The organism is Streptomyces sp. BK340 (assembly GCF_007827595.1).
Taxonomy (GTDB): domain Bacteria; phylum Actinomycetota; class Actinomycetes; order Streptomycetales; family Streptomycetaceae; genus Streptomyces.
Genome location: NZ_VISR01000057.1, coordinates 1 through 15982, shown reverse-complemented (window position 1 = coordinate 15982; position 15982 = coordinate 1). Strand labels below are relative to the sequence as shown.

At 69.4% G+C, this 15982-nt stretch carries 15 protein-coding genes and 1 pseudogene; 8 read left to right on the top strand and 8 right to left on the bottom strand.

Translation table 11 applies throughout. The features are described from left to right. Nucleotides 1-687: 687 nt before the first annotated feature. Complete coding sequence (locus tag FB157_RS46565; RefSeq protein WP_145887840.1) at nucleotides 688-1308, bottom strand: SUKH-4 family immunity protein; 621 nt, start codon at nucleotides 1306-1308, stop codon at nucleotides 688-690. A 338-nt stretch (nucleotides 1309-1646) separates the two neighbouring features. On the opposite strand from FB157_RS46565, the gene FB157_RS46560 reads away from it, so the two are divergent. Then, a complete protein-coding gene (locus FB157_RS46560; protein ID WP_145887838.1) occupies nucleotides 1647-2183 on the top strand; it encodes a hypothetical protein in 537 nt (178 codons plus the stop codon). 698 nt (nucleotides 2184-2881) lie between these two features. Here the strand turns inward: FB157_RS46560 and FB157_RS46555 are convergent. Genes FB157_RS46555 through FB157_RS46540 form a run of 4 tightly spaced genes read right to left on the bottom strand, consistent with a single transcriptional unit; the run spans nucleotide 2882 to nucleotide 5690 of the window. Beyond that, nucleotides 2882-3079, bottom strand: coding sequence for a hypothetical protein (locus FB157_RS46555; protein ID WP_145887836.1), 198 nt, complete (start codon nucleotides 3077-3079; stop codon nucleotides 2882-2884). Then, nucleotides 3079-3480, bottom strand: a complete 402-nt coding sequence (locus FB157_RS46550; RefSeq protein ID WP_186582008.1) for a hypothetical protein — start codon at nucleotides 3478-3480, stop codon at nucleotides 3079-3081. Before FB157_RS46550 ends, FB157_RS46555 begins: the two co-directional genes overlap by 1 nt. Before the next feature lie 51 nt (nucleotides 3481-3531). Further along, nucleotides 3532-4995 carry a HAMP domain-containing sensor histidine kinase gene (locus FB157_RS46545; protein ID WP_145887834.1) on the bottom strand — a complete coding sequence of 488 codons (1464 nt, stop codon included), beginning with the start codon at nucleotides 4993-4995 and terminating at the stop codon, nucleotides 3532-3534. Then, nucleotides 4992-5690: a response regulator transcription factor gene (locus FB157_RS46540; RefSeq protein ID WP_145887831.1), complete on the bottom strand. Its 699-nt coding sequence runs from the start codon at nucleotides 5688-5690 to the stop codon at nucleotides 4992-4994. The genes FB157_RS46545 and FB157_RS46540 overlap by 4 nt, the downstream gene beginning before the upstream one ends. A gap of 377 nt (nucleotides 5691-6067) precedes the next feature. On the opposite strand from FB157_RS46540, the gene FB157_RS46535 reads away from it, so the two are divergent. From FB157_RS46535 to FB157_RS46525, 3 genes are all read left to right on the top strand, one after another. After that, on the top strand, nucleotides 6068-7705 hold the full coding sequence (locus FB157_RS46535) for a serine/threonine-protein kinase (protein ID WP_145887829.1): 1638 nt from the start codon (nucleotides 6068-6070) through the stop codon (nucleotides 7703-7705). Further along, nucleotides 7702-8619, top strand: coding sequence for a hypothetical protein (locus tag FB157_RS46530; protein WP_145887827.1), 918 nt, complete (start codon nucleotides 7702-7704; stop codon nucleotides 8617-8619). The genes FB157_RS46535 and FB157_RS46530 overlap by 4 nt, the downstream gene beginning before the upstream one ends. A 564-nt stretch (nucleotides 8620-9183) precedes the next feature. Next, complete coding sequence (locus FB157_RS46525) at nucleotides 9184-9453, top strand: hypothetical protein (protein ID WP_145887825.1); 270 nt, start codon at nucleotides 9184-9186, stop codon at nucleotides 9451-9453. A 319-nt stretch (nucleotides 9454-9772) separates the two neighbouring features. Here the strand turns inward: FB157_RS46525 and FB157_RS46520 are convergent, their stop codons facing one another. Further along, complete coding sequence (locus tag FB157_RS46520) at nucleotides 9773-10243, bottom strand: hypothetical protein (RefSeq protein ID WP_145887823.1); 471 nt, start codon at nucleotides 10241-10243, stop codon at nucleotides 9773-9775. A gap of 205 nt (nucleotides 10244-10448) precedes the next feature. Here FB157_RS46520 and FB157_RS46515 point away from each other — a divergent pair, with 205 nt between their 5' ends. From FB157_RS46515 to FB157_RS46505, 3 genes are read left to right on the top strand one after another with little or no spacing between them, the layout of a single operon-like run. Then, nucleotides 10449-10676, top strand: coding sequence for a ferredoxin (locus FB157_RS46515; protein ID WP_145887821.1), 228 nt, complete (start codon nucleotides 10449-10451; stop codon nucleotides 10674-10676). After that, nucleotides 10666-12060 carry an NAD(P)/FAD-dependent oxidoreductase gene (locus FB157_RS46510; RefSeq protein WP_145887819.1) on the top strand — a complete coding sequence of 465 codons (1395 nt, stop codon included), beginning with the start codon at nucleotides 10666-10668 and terminating at the stop codon, nucleotides 12058-12060. The genes FB157_RS46515 and FB157_RS46510 overlap by 11 nt, the downstream gene beginning before the upstream one ends. A 39-nt stretch (nucleotides 12061-12099) precedes the next feature. Continuing rightward, a complete protein-coding gene (locus FB157_RS46505) occupies nucleotides 12100-13302 on the top strand; it encodes a cytochrome P450 (protein ID WP_145887817.1) in 1203 nt (400 codons plus the stop codon). A gap of 335 nt (nucleotides 13303-13637) precedes the next feature. Here FB157_RS46505 and FB157_RS46500 read toward each other — a convergent pair whose 3' ends face one another. Both FB157_RS46500 and FB157_RS49325 read right to left on the bottom strand, forming a co-directional pair. Further along, nucleotides 13638-14180, bottom strand: a complete 543-nt coding sequence (locus FB157_RS46500; RefSeq protein WP_145887842.1) for a GNAT family N-acetyltransferase — start codon at nucleotides 14178-14180, stop codon at nucleotides 13638-13640. 173 nt (nucleotides 14181-14353) lie between these two features. Next, nucleotides 14354-14782 (bottom strand): annotated as a pseudogene (locus tag FB157_RS49325) (SMI1/KNR4 family protein); the annotation flags it as partial. Nucleotides 14783-15028: 246 nt separating this feature from the next. Here FB157_RS49325 and FB157_RS46485 point away from each other — a divergent pair. Beyond that, on the top strand, nucleotides 15029-15571 hold the full coding sequence (locus FB157_RS46485) for a hypothetical protein (RefSeq protein WP_145887813.1): 543 nt from the start codon (nucleotides 15029-15031) through the stop codon (nucleotides 15569-15571). Nucleotides 15572-15982 lie beyond the last annotated feature (411 nt).

Genomic DNA, 15982 nt, shown 5'->3' with positions numbered 1-15982 from the left:
CCCACGAATACGAGACCAACCACTACGCTCAACACCAGCCCCAACCGGCGGCTGGAGTCAACGCATAGAGCCTCCACCGATCCCGGAGCGGTTCAGTCTCGCGCTCACAGGATGAGCTGACTCTGGTTCACGGCGAAGGTGTCCCGTCCGTCCGGCGTCGTCACCCACGTCCGGCGCAGTGGAGACAGTCACGACTTCGTCGCCGGCCTTCGCCTCGATGTCGCCCTGGACCTCACATGCCACCGTGACCTTCACCGTCCTAGATCCGGACCTCAGCGGCAACGAGCGTCAGTATGCCTGGCGCCCGGGCAGCAGAGGCATCGGGGAGCTCTCTGCACTGTGCGGACGACGGCCCTGACGCGGCCGTGGAGCCGATGACTCACGCGTTGGGTGCCGTTGCGCGGGGGCTTGTCTCCGCGACCTATGACTACGACCATCTGCGTCGATGGCTCCGTCGGCGCGGCATCCTCTACCGCGTCGCCTCCTCGCCTTCGTCGGCACCGCGACAGCCCTGATCTGCCACCGACGCCTGATCAATGGAGCATCGAGTCGTGCATGACGCGCCTGCTAGGCAGGGCCAGGCAGAGTGGGGTTCTGGTCGGGCAGGTCGAGGAGGAGATCGGTCCGCAGGACGGCGGCCTGCGCACCGTGCAGATCGCGCGGTTCGTGGGCGACATCGACTGGCGATCACCCGTAGAGCGAGCGGCCTCCCGAGCTGTTGCCTTTGAAGCGCTGGCCCATGGCGATCTCATCGCCCACTATCGACCAGACGGTCTCGTCGTCCTGGAAGGGGAGCGGGTCGATGCTGCCCGTTTCCTCACGGATGCGATCGACCTCGCAGTCCAGGCGCTCGAAGGCGGCTTCCTCGTCGTCGCTGTCGTCGCTGCTGAAGGTGAACTCTTCGAGCAGGCGCTGGAACCGGAGGGTGACCTGGACGAGGGAAGAGACGTCCCTGTGGAGTTCCTGCACGGTCTCCTCATCGGGGTCGAAGGCGTACACCTTGCCGGATACGGGGTCGAGGGCGAGGTGCGCGTTGAGCAGCCAGCCGATGACGAGCCAGTCACCCGCGTCCTCCGCGGCGTCCTCGAAGTCCTCGACGCAGACGACGTCCTGGACCAGGGGTAGCAGGCCCTGTTCCTCGTGGGGCTGACGCAACAGGAGCGTCCCAGTGGGGACACCGACGGTCTGCAGGAGGCGAGCGCCCTCGGTGACCGCGACGGCCGGGGGGAAGGCGGTGGCGGGCACGGACGCGATTCGGTCCTTGCCGAAGATGTCGACGAGTTCGCTGCGGGTGACGTCGAAAAGCACTCTTGGAACTCCGAACCCCGAACTCCGCGGCGGCACAAGCGCTGTGGCACTCTCAGTGGATGATAGCGCTCTCAGCAGCAGCGTTACGGACCGAAGTGCCTCCAGGGACTTGATCCCGACCGCCCGCTCACTGGCCCGCCAGCGGAAAGGACTTGTGGTCCGAGGACGAGGAGTTCCGCATCTCCGAGCGGAGAGCAGCATGACCCCCGGGTAGCTGCTTCGGCGCAAATGATCACGGCTGCTCTTCGGAACGGGCCGCATGGCTGGTGGCACCTGTGCGTATGCCACGCTCTCGGAGGTCGGCCTGGGATGCCGAGCGGTCAGCGGAGGGCGGGGGCATGGGCGGGAGTCTGGGCAAGATCATGCTGTGGGGGAGGGCCCTGCAGGGGTGGTGGTCGGATCGTCTGGGCAAGGAGATCGTCTTCACATGGGCTGCGGGCATCGTTCTGAGCCTCCCTGTCTGGGTCTTCATCGAGATCTTCTGGCACCCGAAGTCGATCCTCGGTGACGGTGGGCTCGGTGCCATCGGGCTGCTCATGATCATGGCTGTCGTCACGCTCTTCGCGTGGACGGGCGTCATGATCGTCCGCGACACGATCGGCGAGTGCCGCGCGCCCGCAGGCCGCGCTCGGCGCTCGTTGCTCACGGTTCAGGTACTCACGGCCGGGACGGCAGGGTGGGTCGCCCTGCGGGCGATCCTGGTCTTCGGCCATCACATATCGTCGACCATAGGCCTGATCTCGGTGATTCCGCTGGCGGCTCCGTACACACTCGCGTTCCTGGCACTCGTCATGCGCGAGGACGTCCGATGGCGCGTGGTGCTGGCCGTGCTCCTTGCGCCGATTGCCCTGGTGGTGCTGCTCCGGTTCATGTGACCGGGTCCGTGGCGCCGTACCGTTGCGTGGCCCGATCGCGGTTCCGGCTTCACGCTGTAGGCCTACACGCCACCTCATGTCGCCGTCCAGCGCGCCCCGCACGCAGGCCGCCGCTGATGCGGTCTTTGGGGGCGACGCGCTACTGACGACGGCCAGAGACGGCTCGAGGCGCCTCAGCGGGCGCCGACCCGCGGGATTCTCAAATGCTGAAGTTCTGCGTGGCTGGCGTCGGATCGGCCTGTCCCCGTGAGTCGATTGCGAGGGTGTGCAGGTACCGGCCTACAGGTCGCCATCGATCTCGAAACCGCCCGGCACCGGGCACGGCGATGCCGCCTGCACCGGCCCGGCCGCTCCGGCCAGCATCAGCAGCGCCGCCCATGCGACTGCGGCAAACCGTCGTACGCCCATGTTCCGGCCCCGCGCAGTCGCCGACACCTGGATCCAGACAGCTGAATGTTGGGCAAACTATAGAAATACGCCTGAGATCGGAGTCATTGCCACGCCGGGGACTTCTCAGGCCTGGGCGGTCGAAGGCCCGGGTCGAGGTGCAGTTCGTCAATGGCAACCACGCCGCGTATCGGCGTTCATGTCATCGATGTGAGTGACACGGTTCGACCGTGCCGCGATTTCGGGCAACGACTGCGGCCGGGCGTTGCCCCTGGGGCCTGCCCGGCCGCGCTGCGCTGCCTCCCCTCGGGTCAGCGGTCCGCGTTGGAGGCCGCGTCCCGGTCGGCCGCGGCGGCGGCCGACTCGGCCGCGTTAACCTTCTGCTGCATCTGTGAGTAGCCCGACGGCGTGGCCGCCGGAGCCTTCGGTGAGGCCCCGTCGTGACCGGAGCAGCCGACGGCCAGGGCGGCCAGCAGGACCACCGGCACCACGGCGACCCGTGCGCGCATCAGCCTGCCGCCTTGCCGCCGTCGTTGGCCCGGCACCACGTCCTGACCTGGTCGAGGTCCTTCTGGCGCTGCTTGAGGGTGGGCACCAGCGCCTTGCGGGTCTTCAGCCGGTCCTGGAGAAACGTGGCGATCTCGGTGTGGCCGGCCTTCTCGGCGTTGGCCGCGCGACGTTCCAGCCGGGCCACCGAACCCCGGGTGTCCGCCCCGGCGTCCAGCCGCTTCAGCGCCCGGTCGATCCGCCGGTCGATCTTCGGCACTCGCTTGCACAGCGCCTTGGCTCCGTCACCGGTCGGTCCGGGCGCGGGGGAACTGTCGGCCGTGGCCGCGCCCGTGCCGCCCGCCAGCAGCGCTGCAGTGGCGAGCCCGACCAGCAGGTTGCGCCGCCTTCGCCGGATGTCCATCACATTCCTCCGTTCCCGGGCGGACCACTCGTCCGCCCGTCCCGCGGCAGGTTAGGAGTCCTCTTTGGGGAAACCTTGTGACCGGTATGTCCCGGCTGTTCCGATCAGCCAGTCGCGGCGGCCGGGCAGTTCTCCCTCCTCGGCAGGCAGGCGCACCTCGAAGCGTGCGCCGGTGCCGCCCGGCGCGCCCCCGACCGTCACGGTGCCCCGGTGCAGTGCGGTCTGCTGGGCCACCAGCGTCAGGCCGAGCCCGGAGCCGGCGCTGGCCGGTCCGCGCCGGAACCGCTCGAAGATCAGCTCCCGGTCCTGCACCGGCACTCCCGGTCCGCTGTCGTCCACCGTGAGCACGATCCACGCTCCCACGCGCCGCAGCCCCACCGTCACGCTCGCCGGCTGGTCCGCGTCGGCTCCGTGTGCCACACCGTTGGCCAGGAGGTTGTCGAGCAGCAGCTGCAGTCCCGGTTCCCAGCCGCGCACGGTGATACCCGCCGGGGCGTCCAGCGCGATCACCGCGCCGGGTGCGTGGCGCCGGGCCTCGGCGACAGCCGCCTCCGCGATCTCCGTCAGGTCGGCGGTGCGGAACGCCTCCGCCTCCACCAGGTCCCCGCGCCCGAGCTCGCGCAGCATCACCAGCAGGCCCAGCAGCCGCCCGTGTTCGCGGCGCAGATCGGCGACGACCTCCGTGCGGTCCGGTTCGGGGAGCCCGGGGTGACCGGCCAGGATGTCCAGGTTGGTGCCCATGCTCATCAGCGGCGTGCGCAGTTCGTGGGCGGCGGCTGCCGAGAACGAGCGGGCCGTGTCCAGGGCCTCGGCGGTGCGGGCGGCCTGCTCGTCGTAGCGGGCCAGCACGGTGCGTACGGTGGCGGCCAGCTCGTCGACCTCGGTGACACCGGTCCGCTCCACCGGCAGGCGCACGCGATCGGTGCGCGGGTCCAGTCCGGCGGTACGGCGGGTCAGCCGGCGCAGCGGCGCGGCGGCACCCGCGGCCATCCCCCAGGCCAGCAGGCCGGACAGCGGGGCCGCGAGCACAGTGGTGACCAGCACCCGGCGCCGGACCAGTTTCTGCTGTCCGCGGTCGGCGGTGTCCGACGCGAACACCCACAGGGTGCCGGAGGCGAGCGGCGTGCGCACCGGGCGGGCCAGCACCCGCCAGCTGGCGCCGTCCGCGCGTACGGTGACCGGTGCCCCGGTGCGCGCGGGCAGCGGCACGCCGGAGGCGGGCTGCGGGCCGCCGCTGAAGGAACCGTCCGGTCCCACCACCCGCACGCCCACGTCGAGCGCCGCGCTGTAGAGGGCGCGTTCACGGGTGTCCGCCGCCTTGGGCCGGCCCGTAGCGCCGGCCCGCAGCAACGCCCGGGCGTCCGGGACGACGGCCGCCGCCCGTTCCCGCAGGTGGTCGTCCTCGGTGCGGTGCAGATCGCGGGCGACGAGCTGGAGCAGCAGCCATCCGCAAGCCAGTACCAGCAGCGGCACCGTGCAGCCGACCGCCAGTCCGATCCGGGCCGACAGCCTCACTGCTCCTCCCTCAGCACGAAGCCGACCCCACGCACGGTGTGGATCAGCCGTGGTGCGCCGTCGGCCTCCAGCTTGCGCCGCAGATAGCTGACGAAGGTGTCGACGGCATCACTGCGCACGTCGAAGTCGTAGCCCCACACCCGCTCCAGCAGCTGGTCACGGGTGAGGACGAGCCCGGCGTTGCGGGCCAGCACCTCCAGCAGCTCGAACTCGCGCCTGGTGAGATCCAGCGGGCATCCGCCACGCCGTACGGTGCGGGCGGCGGGGTCGATCAGCAGGTCCGCCACCCGCACCGTCTGCTCCTGCGCGGCGGGCGGCCGGCGCCGCAGCAGCGCGCGCAGCCGCAGCACAAGTTCCTGCAGGGCGAACGGCTTGACCAGATAGTCGTCGCCGCCGGCCTGCAGGCCGGCTATCCGGTCGGCGGTCTCGTCGAGTGCGGAGAGCATGAGCACCGGCAGATCCCGGCCATCGGCGCGCAACCGCGCGCACACCTCGATGCCGCTCATCCCCGGCATCGACACGTCCAGGACGAGCACGTCGGGCGGGCCGTCCGCGACGGCAGCGAGCGCGCCGAGCCCGTCGGGTGCGGTGCGGACCGTGAAACCGCTCAGCCGCAGCCCGCGCTCCAGTGACCGCCGGATGGCCGCGTCGTCGTCCACGACCAGGACCGTCCCGGGGGGTGCCGTCCCACCCATGCGCGCCTCCCTCGCTCGCCGTCAACGCCCGGCCGGCGTAGGGGATACGCGTCCGCCGTCAGCGCCCGGTCAGCGTAAGGCCCGTCTCCCTTCCATCGGCAAACTCGGTGCCCTGTGCCCCCATCGGCCGGAGCACGCACGTCAGCGCGACCTGCCCGTGCACGGCCACGATCCACAGGACCCTCCGGCGGCGGGCGGGCCCCGGCCGCCGAAGAGACCGCCGCGCTCCGCGGTGCCCCTGCCAGGAGTGGTCAACCCGTGACATCCGCGGCGCCACACCGCAACCGCAGTGGCCGAAAATATGTCTCTCAACGCGTGCCGGAAGCGCCGGAACGAGTGGGATCTCGGTCGGCACAGCGGATTTGGGGGGGGACGAAATGAACGCATGGGCGGTGCCCGGATACACCGAGTCGCTGGAACTCGGATCCGGGGCGAGTGGACGGGTCGTACTGGCCGTGCACGAGGAGAGCGGCCTTCCGGTCGCGGTGAAGTACCTCAGCGAGTCACTGCGCACCCGGCCGGGATTCGTGCACGAGTTCAGGGCCGAGGCGCGGCTGCTCGGCGGGCTGGAAAGCCCGTACGTCGCCGGCTTGTACGAGTACGTCGAGAGCCCGGACGGTGCCGCCATCGTGATGGAGCTGGTGGACGGTGTCTCCTTGCGGGCCCTGCTGGCCGAGCGGGGTCCGCTGGATCCCGAGGCCGCGCTCGTGATCCTCAAGGGTTCGCTGCTCGGCCTGGCCGACGCGCACCGCATCGGCGTCGTCCACCGCGACTACAAGCCGGAGAACGTCCTGGTCGTGCCGGACGGTTCGTCCAAGCTCGTCGACTTCGGGATCGCGGTGGACACCGGCACCAGCGTCGGCGTCGCGGGAACCCCCTCCTACATGGCCCCGGAACAGTGGACCGGCGCGCCCGCCTCTCCCACCGCCGACGTGTACGCGGCCACGGCCACGTTCTTCGAGTGCCTCACGGGCCACAAGCCGTACTCGGGTGACAACATCGCCGAACTCGCGCTGCGGCACGTCGACGCGCCCGTCCCCGCCGACGAGGTCCCCGAACCGGTGCGCGCACTCGTGCGGCGCGGCCTGGCCAAGGACCCGGAAGAGCGGCCCACGCACGCCGAGGCGTTCGTCTCGGACCTGGAGGCGGCCGCCGGCTCCGCCTACGGGCCCGACTGGGAGGAACGCGGCCGGGGACGGCTGGCCGCGCTCGTCGCACTGCTGCCGCTGCTGCTGCCCTCGGCACGTAAAGCCCCGCAGACCACGACGGACACCGCACGCACGGTCCTGGCCCAGGCAGCGGGCCACGGCCCGGCTCGGTCGTGGCTACCCGGCCGGCCGGGGATGCTCGTCTCGGCGGCGGCCGTGCTCCTGGGCATCCTCCTGACCTACGCCGCCCAGCACGCCCGGGCGGCGGATCCGCAGCAGACGGCCCAGGCCCTGGCCACCACCAGCGCCCAGCCCGGCGTGACGTCACAGGGTCCCACCGCATCGACCTCCCCGAGCCACGCGTCCCCGACCGTCACCGCCTCCCCGAGCCTGTCGCCTTCGGGCCCACCGTCCCCGGACACAACCGGCACCAGCGACCCTTCGACGTCCGCCACCACGACGCCGTCGGGGGGGACGACGTCCGGCGGGGCGACCCCCGATGCGTCACCGACCACCGCATCGCCCACCGCGCCGACAGCTCCCGCAGTCAAGGACGTCGCGGTGTCGGCGTTCCGGCAGACGGGTCCGTCCACCGCCTCGGCAACCATCGACATCACCACGGACGGCACCGGGCCGATCTCCATCACCGTCTCGTGGTTCACCAGCGATTCCGCAGGAGTGCTCAGCATCCCGGACGGTGCGCCCCAGACCTACGAACGCAGCGGCGCCACCCAGTACTCCCTCGCCGTCGACCACACCTTCCAGAACAAGGGGTGCTACTGGGCGGTGCAGGCCACGACGACCCCGGCCGCCACCAGTGGCAGCGCCTCGCAGCAGCTTCTGACCAGGCAGTGTGACCTCCGATGACCACTCAGAACGACCGCACCCCGGTACCTTCCGATGACTGCGAGTCGACTCGCGTGCTCGATGCCGGCGGCGAGTCCACCCGTGTGCTCGATCCCACCGACGAACCCACCCGCGTGCTCGACCCCAGCGACGAGTCCACCTGTGTGCTGGACCTCGCCGGCAAACCCACCCAGGCACTGGACCCCGCCGGCGAAGCCACCCGTGTACTCGACCCCAGCGACGAACACACCCCCACAACGGACCTCGGCCCCACCACCGAACACTCCCCGGCCCACGAAACCGGCCCGAGAGATGCCGAGTACAGCGCCACCGTGCTGGCCAGCCACTGGATCCAGCGGCCCGAGCCCGACGACACCGACACACTCGCCGCACCGCGCGGCACGCAGATCACGCCGACCACACCGACGCAACCCGATCGTGTCGAAGGCACCGTTCTCCGTTTCGGCCCGGGAGTGACGGCCGCCGTCGCGCACCGCACCGCCAGAACCCTGCCCACCGTGCCACCAGCTCCCGCACCCCCGCGTCGGAGTATGCGCAGACACGCTCTGCCCGCCCTGGTACTGGTCTGCGTCATCGCGTTCCTGGCCTGGCAGCACTTCCAGCCGTCCGTCGGGCTGCGCACGGTGGCAGTCGCCGTCCGGCCGACGATCGTCGGCTGCGACGGCACCGCGAACATCGTCGGCGCGGTCACCACGAACGGCCGGCCGGGCACGTTCTCTTATCGTTGGCGCCGAAGCGACGGCACCGCTTCCGCCGTCCTGCGGGAAACGGTGACCCGGGGCCAGAGGCAGGCACGGCTGCACCTCCTGTGGACCTTCCAGGGCAAGGGTCACTACAAGGCACGAGCCGAACTGCGCATCCTCACTCCCATCCACCGCACGGTGGCCACGCACCTCACATACGACTGCCCCTGACCATCCGTCAGCAATCGTCGTCGATATGTCCCGGACGGCGGCATCGGCAACTTGGCCCGTGTGCCGCCCGGAGCCGCCGACTGGCTGCCGTGGAGCGGGAGGCGTACACGCGGGACAACGTGACGATCTCGCACCGTACTGCAATGCGGACCGGTGGGGGGTCGGGCGCGCGGTGTGTCGTCGCCCTCCAGGAGGTGGGCAACGGACCGCCGCCCGTGCCGCACCAGACCCGGGGCACTGGTGATCCTCGAGCTTCGAGACCGCCCGGACCGGGTTGGTCCTGCATGCCCAGCGAGTAGTGAATCAGTGAGCACGGGTGGGGGGTCGATCAGACGGAGAGCCACGACGTCAACCAGCATCGCCAGCATGGCAGGGCGGCACCTGACCGATGTTTGGAAGGCGCCGCTGCGCACGGCCACCTAAGAATCCACCGCACTACGCCAGCCATGGCCTGCCGTTCGTAGGACTGGCGAGCACTGAGCCGAAAACGCCCGCGACCGCGCTGTCAGTGCCCGGTGGCAGGATCAACCCGATGATCCGTTCACGGACAGGGGGGGATACGTCGTGACGAGTACGTACGAGTGGCCGCGCGATGCGAGCAGCGAGGACTCCGCGACCCTGGAGCAGTGGCTCGGCAAGCACGGGTGGGAGGTCGATCCGACGGTGTTCATGGCCGGCGCGCGGGGTCCGGCCGTCCAGGTCCGCCGGATCGGCGCGGTGTGGCAGGACGGGGAGCCGGGGCTGCTCATCTTGCCCGGTGAGGTGGCGGAGTACGACGGCGACCGGATGCGCATCGCCCCCCGGTCAGCTGTGGCAGCCTCGCCCGCCCCATAGGGCCGGCCCGGCGCCCCACGTGCTTCGGGCTCCCTCGGCATTGGTGTCGAGGGGGCCGGAGCACGTCCAGGCCGTCTCTCGGGGCGAGGCCAAGTCTCCCCCTGCTCGGTCGAATTCGTTGATCAACACAGCGGTGGACTGTCCTGCTGCGTCAGCATCCCCCTACCTCATCCGTTTCGTGTGACCGTGCGTGGTACGGCGTCCGAGGGGCGAGGGAGTGGTGTGTCACCACTCGATGGCGGGTCCGTCGACGGTCGTTCCGGGGAAAAGGTGTTCGGCAGTCAGGGCCAGGACGGCAGCAAGAAGGTGTAGTCGTCGATCACCTCGGACAGCACGATGTCCTTGACGATCTGGCCGGGAAACTGGCTGTTCCAGCACGCCTGCCCACCCGGTGGCGCCGTCCGGTGTCGGGACCGTGCGGCGCTCGCGGCCACCGGGCCGGAACCGGTGCGGCAGCAGGCTGGTGGTGGCGGGTGATGGTCAGGTGTGTGATCTCGACCGCGCCGCCGACCAGGACGGTCAGTGCGGCTCCGATGGGGCCGAGCCTGTCCACGTCGGCCCAGTTCAGCGCGCCCCGGCCGACGACGGGGGCGATGGAGACCCTGACGTAGAGCGTCGCGGAGTGGAGGCCCGTCGGCATCGGGGCAGTCGCCGGCATCGCACCGATCAGGCGGTGGGTCTGCGTCGTGATGAATCCCCAGCCGCGCAGGCCCCACACGATCAGCGCGATGACGGCTGTGCCGATGTGCGCACTGGACCATGGCATCAGCACGAAGTCGATGGCTGGCACCACGAGGGTCGATGGCTGGCACCACGAGGGCGGAGTTGCTGATCCGGCGGGCGCCGAGCCGGTTGACCACCCAGCGCTGCCCTCGCATTGCGAGACCTGGGCGGAAGGCCGAAGCTGAAAGTGAGGCATGCCTACCGACCACATGGACCGAACGCACACGGCTGCGGGGCCCGACCAACGCGCCCTGTGCAGGGAGCGGATTCCAATGAGGCTTGTCGTCGATCTCAACCGGTGCCAGGGGTTCGCGCAGTGCGTCTTCCTCGCCCCGGACGTTTTCGCCCTGCACGGGGAAGAGGCGCTGCTGTTTTCACCTCACTTCGACGAGGCACAGCGAGACGGGGTGGAGAAGGCTGCCGCCGCCTGCCCGGTCCAGGCCATCCTGGTCGACTACTCCGACGAGCCGACGAAGCGGGTGGAGCCCCATGTCGGCTGACACGGACGTCGAGGTCCTGCGGCGCCAGGGCCGCATCGTCGTGGTCGGTGCCTCGTTGGCCGGTCTGCGCGCGGCGGAGGCCCTGCGCGAGAAGGGCTTCACCGGATCGCTGACCATGATCGGCGACGAGCCGTACGAACCTTACGACCGGCCGCCGCTGTCCAAGCAGGCGCTGCTCGGGCGGGCACGGCCTGAGGACACCCTGCTGCCGCGGCGGCGGGACATCGACGCCGAATGGCGTCTGGGCGTCGCCGCCGAGGGCCTCGACCGGGACGCCAAGCAAGTGCGCCTTACGAACGGCGACACCGTCCCCTACGACCGCCTGCTGATCACCACCGGGACCAGAGCGCGGCCCTGGTTCCACCCGGAAGAGGCCGCGCTGGACGGGGTGTTCGTGCTGCGCACCCGGGAGGACTCCGCCCGCCTGCAACGGAAGCTGACCGGAGGCGTGACCCGGGTGCTGGTGATCGGCGCCGGTTTCACGGGCTCGGAGGTCGCCTCCGCCTGCCGGGAGCTGGGCCTCGAGGTCACGGTCGCCGAGCGCGGCCCGGCACCGCTGGTGGGCGCGCTCGGCGGAGTGGTCGGCGCGGTCGCAGACCGGCTGCAACGCAAGCACGGAGTCGACCTGCGCTGCGGCATCAGCGTCACCGCCCTCGAGGGCGACGATGTGGGACGGCTCAGGCGCGCCCACCTGTCCGACGGTTCGGCGATCGACGTGGAGGTGGCGGTTGTCTCGCTGGGTGCCATGCGGAACACGGAGTGGCTCGCCGGCTCGGGGGTGGCCGCGGGTCCCCGGGGGATCGCGTGCGACGCCGGGTGCCGGGTGTTCGACGTGAACGGCATCGTCACCGACGACATCTACGCGGCCGGTGACGTCGCCCGCAGTCCCCACCCGCTGTTCGACTACCAGTTCCTGGCTCTGGAGCACTGGGGCAACGCGGTCGAACAGGCCGAGATCGCTGCCCACAACATGATCTGTGCGGGGCCGGATCGCCGCCCGCACCTGTGGCTGCCGATGTTCTGGTCCACCCAGTTCGGTGTCAACATCAAGTCTGTGGGTGTTCCCTCGCTGGGAGACCAACTGGTGGTCGCCCAGGGGGCGCTCGACGAGGAGCGGTTCGTCGCGGTCTACGGCTACCGAGGCCGCGTCATCGCCGCGGCGTCCTTCGACGGAGCCAAGTGGCTGGGGTTCTACGAGCAGCAGATCGCATCCGGCGCGCCGTTCCCGCCGGAGTACCGCACGGTCGACCGCCGGACCGAGACGCTGCAGCCGATCGACCCGGCCTTCCCCGACCCTCATCTGCCCACCCACGGCCCCACCGTCACGCTGACGGGCCACTCACCGAGCGAGCGGCGTGTCCAGTTCGTTCCGTCGCATGCCTGATCACCGGCCCTGCCCCGTACGGAGCCCTCAGGAGTCACCATGACGTCCGGCACCATCTCCGCGCAGATCATCGACTACGACAACCGGGCCGATCCCTATCCGCTCTACGTGGAACTGCGCAAGCAACCGGTCAGGCGGGAGGAGGACGGAACCTATCTGGTCAGTACCTACTACGAGGTGCGGAGCCTGGCCAACGACCCGCGGCTGAGCAACGACACGAGCAACCGTCCACCCGGCTACGCCCGCCCCGGGCAACCGGTGGCCTCCGGCCTGCCACCCAGCTTCATCTTCACCGACCCGCCTGTCCACGACCGGCTGCGCGACACCATCAACCGGCCGTTTGGCCCGCCGCACAGCCCCAGGTTCCTCGACGGCCTGCGCGGAGAGCTGGCCAAGACCGTCACCGAGCTGCTCGACGCCTTCGAAGGCAAGGACCAGGTCGACATCGTCGAGGACTTCTCCTACCCCCTTCCCGTCACCGCCATCTGCAAGGTCCTCGGCGTGCCGCGCGAGGACGAACCGCGCTTCCACGTCTGGGCCGACGCGCTGGCGTCGTCACTCGATCCCCAGGCCGGCGAGGACGGCCAGGAAAAGGCGCTGCGGGCGCGGCAGGATCTGGGTGCCTACCTGACCGATCTGATCGAGACCAAACGCCGCCACCCCGGCCCCGGGATGCTCAGCGCGCTCGCCCCCGACATGACACCGGCGGACCTGGAGGCCACCGCGGTGCTGCTCCTGGTCGCCGGACACGAGACCACCGTCAACGCCATCACCAATACGACCCTCACCCTGCTGCGCCACCCCGACCTCCTTGATCGGTTCCAGAAGGATCCGGACCTCGCCGTCCCGATCATCGAGGAAGTGCTGCGGTACGAGCCTCCGGTCCAGTTCGTCCCGTGGACCACCGCCCTGGCCGACATAGACGTTGCCGGCACCACGATCCCCAAGGGCTCGCCGGTCTGGCTCATGCTGGCCGCGGCCAACCGCGATCCCCGGCGCTTCGAGGACCCCGACCGGTTCGATCCCGACCGCAAGGACAACGAGCACTTGGGCTTCTACACCGGCATCCACTACTGCTTCGGCGCCCCTCTCGCCCGCATAGAACTGCATCTGGCGGTGCCCGAACTCTTCCGCCGGGTCAAGTTCTCCCGGCTGCTCGAAGACCCGCCGCCGTACCGCGCCAACGCGGTGCTGCGCGGCCCGCGCCATCTTCCCGTGGCCATCGAGGGCCTGACGGCCTGAACACCACTGACACAGGGTCGGCTGAGCAGAATGCCAGCGGCGGCATCAGCATCCTGCTGGATTGTGAGGTCCTGAAGCACCGGTTTGGAAGACGGCGTATGCGGATCCACGCCGCTGTTCCCCGTGATTTCGCGTTGCCTCCCGCCGGACCTGGCACGGGGTTGATCTCGGCTTCGTCGAAGAGTTGCTCCAGGACCCACTGCCTGAGCTCCGGTAAGCAGTGACGACCACCGAGTGCTCGGTGCTCTCGCACCTGGAGGCCCGTGGAGTGGGCTCAGGTGCGAGGTGGCACGACCTCGGACCACAAGGCTCGGCACGCGGTCGATCGCGGTCCGCTACGAGGCTACCGTCCTTGTGACGTACTGGTCCGACGACAACTCGAACACCCGGACTCGACGACCGCCGGTGGGATTGACGGTCTCACAAACCGGATGCATCCCCAGTTTGGTCATGATCCGTTCGGAGGCGTCGTTGCCCACTTGAGTGATGCTGACGAGCCGCTGCAGCCCTCGCTCTTCGAACCCGAACCGTACAGCGGCCGCAGCGGCCTCGGTGGCCAAGCCCTGTCCCCAGTGGGAACGTCCCAGCCGCCAGCCGACCTCAACCGCCGGCAGTACCTCCGGCAAGAAGTCGGGCACCGAAAGGCCGGTGAACCCGGCCAGCTCGCCAGTGGATCGGATCTCCACGGCGAACAGGCCGAAGCCTTGTGATTCCCACTCGCTCTCCCATGCCTGGATCCCGCGGCGAGTCTGCTGTTCGTCACGGACGCTGCCGTCACGGATCCACCGCATGACCTCGGGGTCGGCATTGATGGCAGCCATGGGCGCAATGTCTTCCTCGCACCAGCGACGCAGGATCAAGCGGGGAGTCTCAAGCATGACCATCCAATCATTCTGGATCACAGAACGGTCCCTCTGTCAGCCTCACCAGGCACGTTCGATACACGCCCTACCTCGGAAGAGCTTGCGTCGCGCGCTCCTCAGGAGTGAGCTCGCCCGGGATGACGGCGCCTGCGCCAACGGCACGAAGCCTTCCTGTTTCGCTGTACCTCGGACGACAGCCGGCGTGCGGCCTGCTCCCACGGCTGAGGCTCGACCTGGTCGTCACTGCCGAAGGCCTCCTCCTCGAACCAGCCCGTCCCCGCGAGCCATGTCTCCAGCCACGCTGCCAGGCTGGCGGAGTCGAGGAACCAACACTGCTCCCACGATCCGCCGCTGTACGGGTTCGGCTCGAAGAGCAGAACCTGACCATCCTCACTGAGACAATCAACGCCTGCATACATGGCACAACCCCAGGTCAGCATCGGTACGACGCCTTCGGGCCACTTCGGGTGCTCCACTCCAACGGACGCATCGCGTCGCGTCAGGTATTCGCTTACGAGGCTGGAGCCTGGACCAATCAGTGGCAGCAGTCGGTAGTCAGGGCCGAAGCCGCCGTCAGCGACCTCGCGATACAGGCGCGCAAGTAGGGGATGAAGTTTCAGAGATGCTTGTGTCCGATGCTCGCTCCTTCGACCGGACCCGTCTCAACGGGCACGGCTTGCCGAGATCCGCGACAACTTGATCGCCCGGATCGCCGAAGCCGAGTGAGATGGCTGGCTCGGCGAGGTCTAGGGTCTCCAGGTCAGTCTCGCCAGCGCCGAGGATAAGCTCGTCCAGATCGACCGGCGTTCCCAGCAACGAACTTTCGTCGGTCTTGGCATTCCTATGACCAGGAGCGATGGCCAGTGAGCACCGGTTCAGATCAGAGGGAACCAGAGCATGATCTGAGTACCTGGCCGATCGAACGCCTCCAGGCGTTCACCGCAGACGCTCACGAATGGTCGCAGCTCGAGTCGGTCCGCGTTGTGGCCCAGCAACACGCCTACGACTCCAACCAGTCCTGCGACGCGGGTCGGCGCTGGGCCGAGCTGTCGCTGCTGGTGAACAGGCGCATGCGGGGCACTGGCGGTGAGGAATCAGCGCGCGAACTCCAGCAGGACTTCATGCTGCGCACCTGGGTGATCGACCACCTCGGTACCGCGGACGAGAACTCCGACTGGAGTCCAGAGGCACTGGGGGCCGACACACTTGCCGCACTGGCGTTCTCGCCATCGGAAGCCGCAGCCCTCGCCGGCAACTGGCGTGAACTTCCCCTCGAACAGATCCACGAGCTGCGGCGTCATAAGAACCTGACAGCGCACCTGGAGCGGCTCATCGGGTATCTGCAGCCCGGCCCGACACGCGATCGGCTTCTGCCCTGGATCGAGACACGCCAGCTGCTGCCCTGACCGCGATCGGGCCCAACTTCAGTGCTCAAAATGGAAGTTCAGAGAAGCTCGCATCCGATGCCCCGTCCTGCGGCCAGATCCCGAGCAGATGACGACGTCCCAGCCCCACGCAAGGCCCGGTGTTCGCTAAACGAGTCGCCACTGAAGCCGACGTGATCCCCGCCCTCAGCGCCGTACCGCGCCTCCCTGCCCGCCACCAAAACCCCCTCGAACACGGTCGGATCCAGCACCCTGACCGTATCTGCGCACCCGCCCCGGCTACCGGCTGTTCGCGACACAGAGCAGATCTGCAACAGACGCAAATTCCCCCAAGCGTCCCCCGTTATGTTCTTCGCGGTCCTGCAAGAGGGCCGCTGGCCTCCGGACCCGGCATGGCTGGTCCCCCCTGTCGAACGTATGACCTGGGGGGTG

Coding starts and splice junctions, on each gene's coding strand:
- FB157_RS46560 (WP_145887838.1), top strand. CDS start 1,647: ATGGGCGGGAGTCTGGGCAAGATCATGCTGTGGGGGAGGGCCCTGCAG.
- FB157_RS46555 (WP_145887836.1), bottom strand. CDS start 3,079: ATGCGCGCACGGGTCGCCGTGGTGCCGGTGGTCCTGCTGGCCGCCCTG.
- FB157_RS46550 (WP_186582008.1), bottom strand. CDS start 3,480: ATGGACATCCGGCGAAGGCGGCGCAACCTGCTGGTCGGGCTCGCCACT.
- FB157_RS46540 (WP_145887831.1), bottom strand. CDS start 5,690: ATGGGTGGGACGGCACCCCCCGGGACGGTCCTGGTCGTGGACGACGAC.
- FB157_RS46535 (WP_145887829.1), top strand. CDS start 6,068: ATGAACGCATGGGCGGTGCCCGGATACACCGAGTCGCTGGAACTCGGA.
- FB157_RS46530 (WP_145887827.1), top strand. CDS start 7,702: ATGACCACTCAGAACGACCGCACCCCGGTACCTTCCGATGACTGCGAG.
- FB157_RS46515 (WP_145887821.1), top strand. CDS start 10,449: ATGAGGCTTGTCGTCGATCTCAACCGGTGCCAGGGGTTCGCGCAGTGC.
- FB157_RS46510 (WP_145887819.1), top strand. CDS start 10,666: ATGTCGGCTGACACGGACGTCGAGGTCCTGCGGCGCCAGGGCCGCATC.
- FB157_RS46505 (WP_145887817.1), top strand. CDS start 12,100: ATGACGTCCGGCACCATCTCCGCGCAGATCATCGACTACGACAACCGG.
- FB157_RS46500 (WP_145887842.1), bottom strand. CDS start 14,180: ATGCTTGAGACTCCCCGCTTGATCCTGCGTCGCTGGTGCGAGGAAGAC.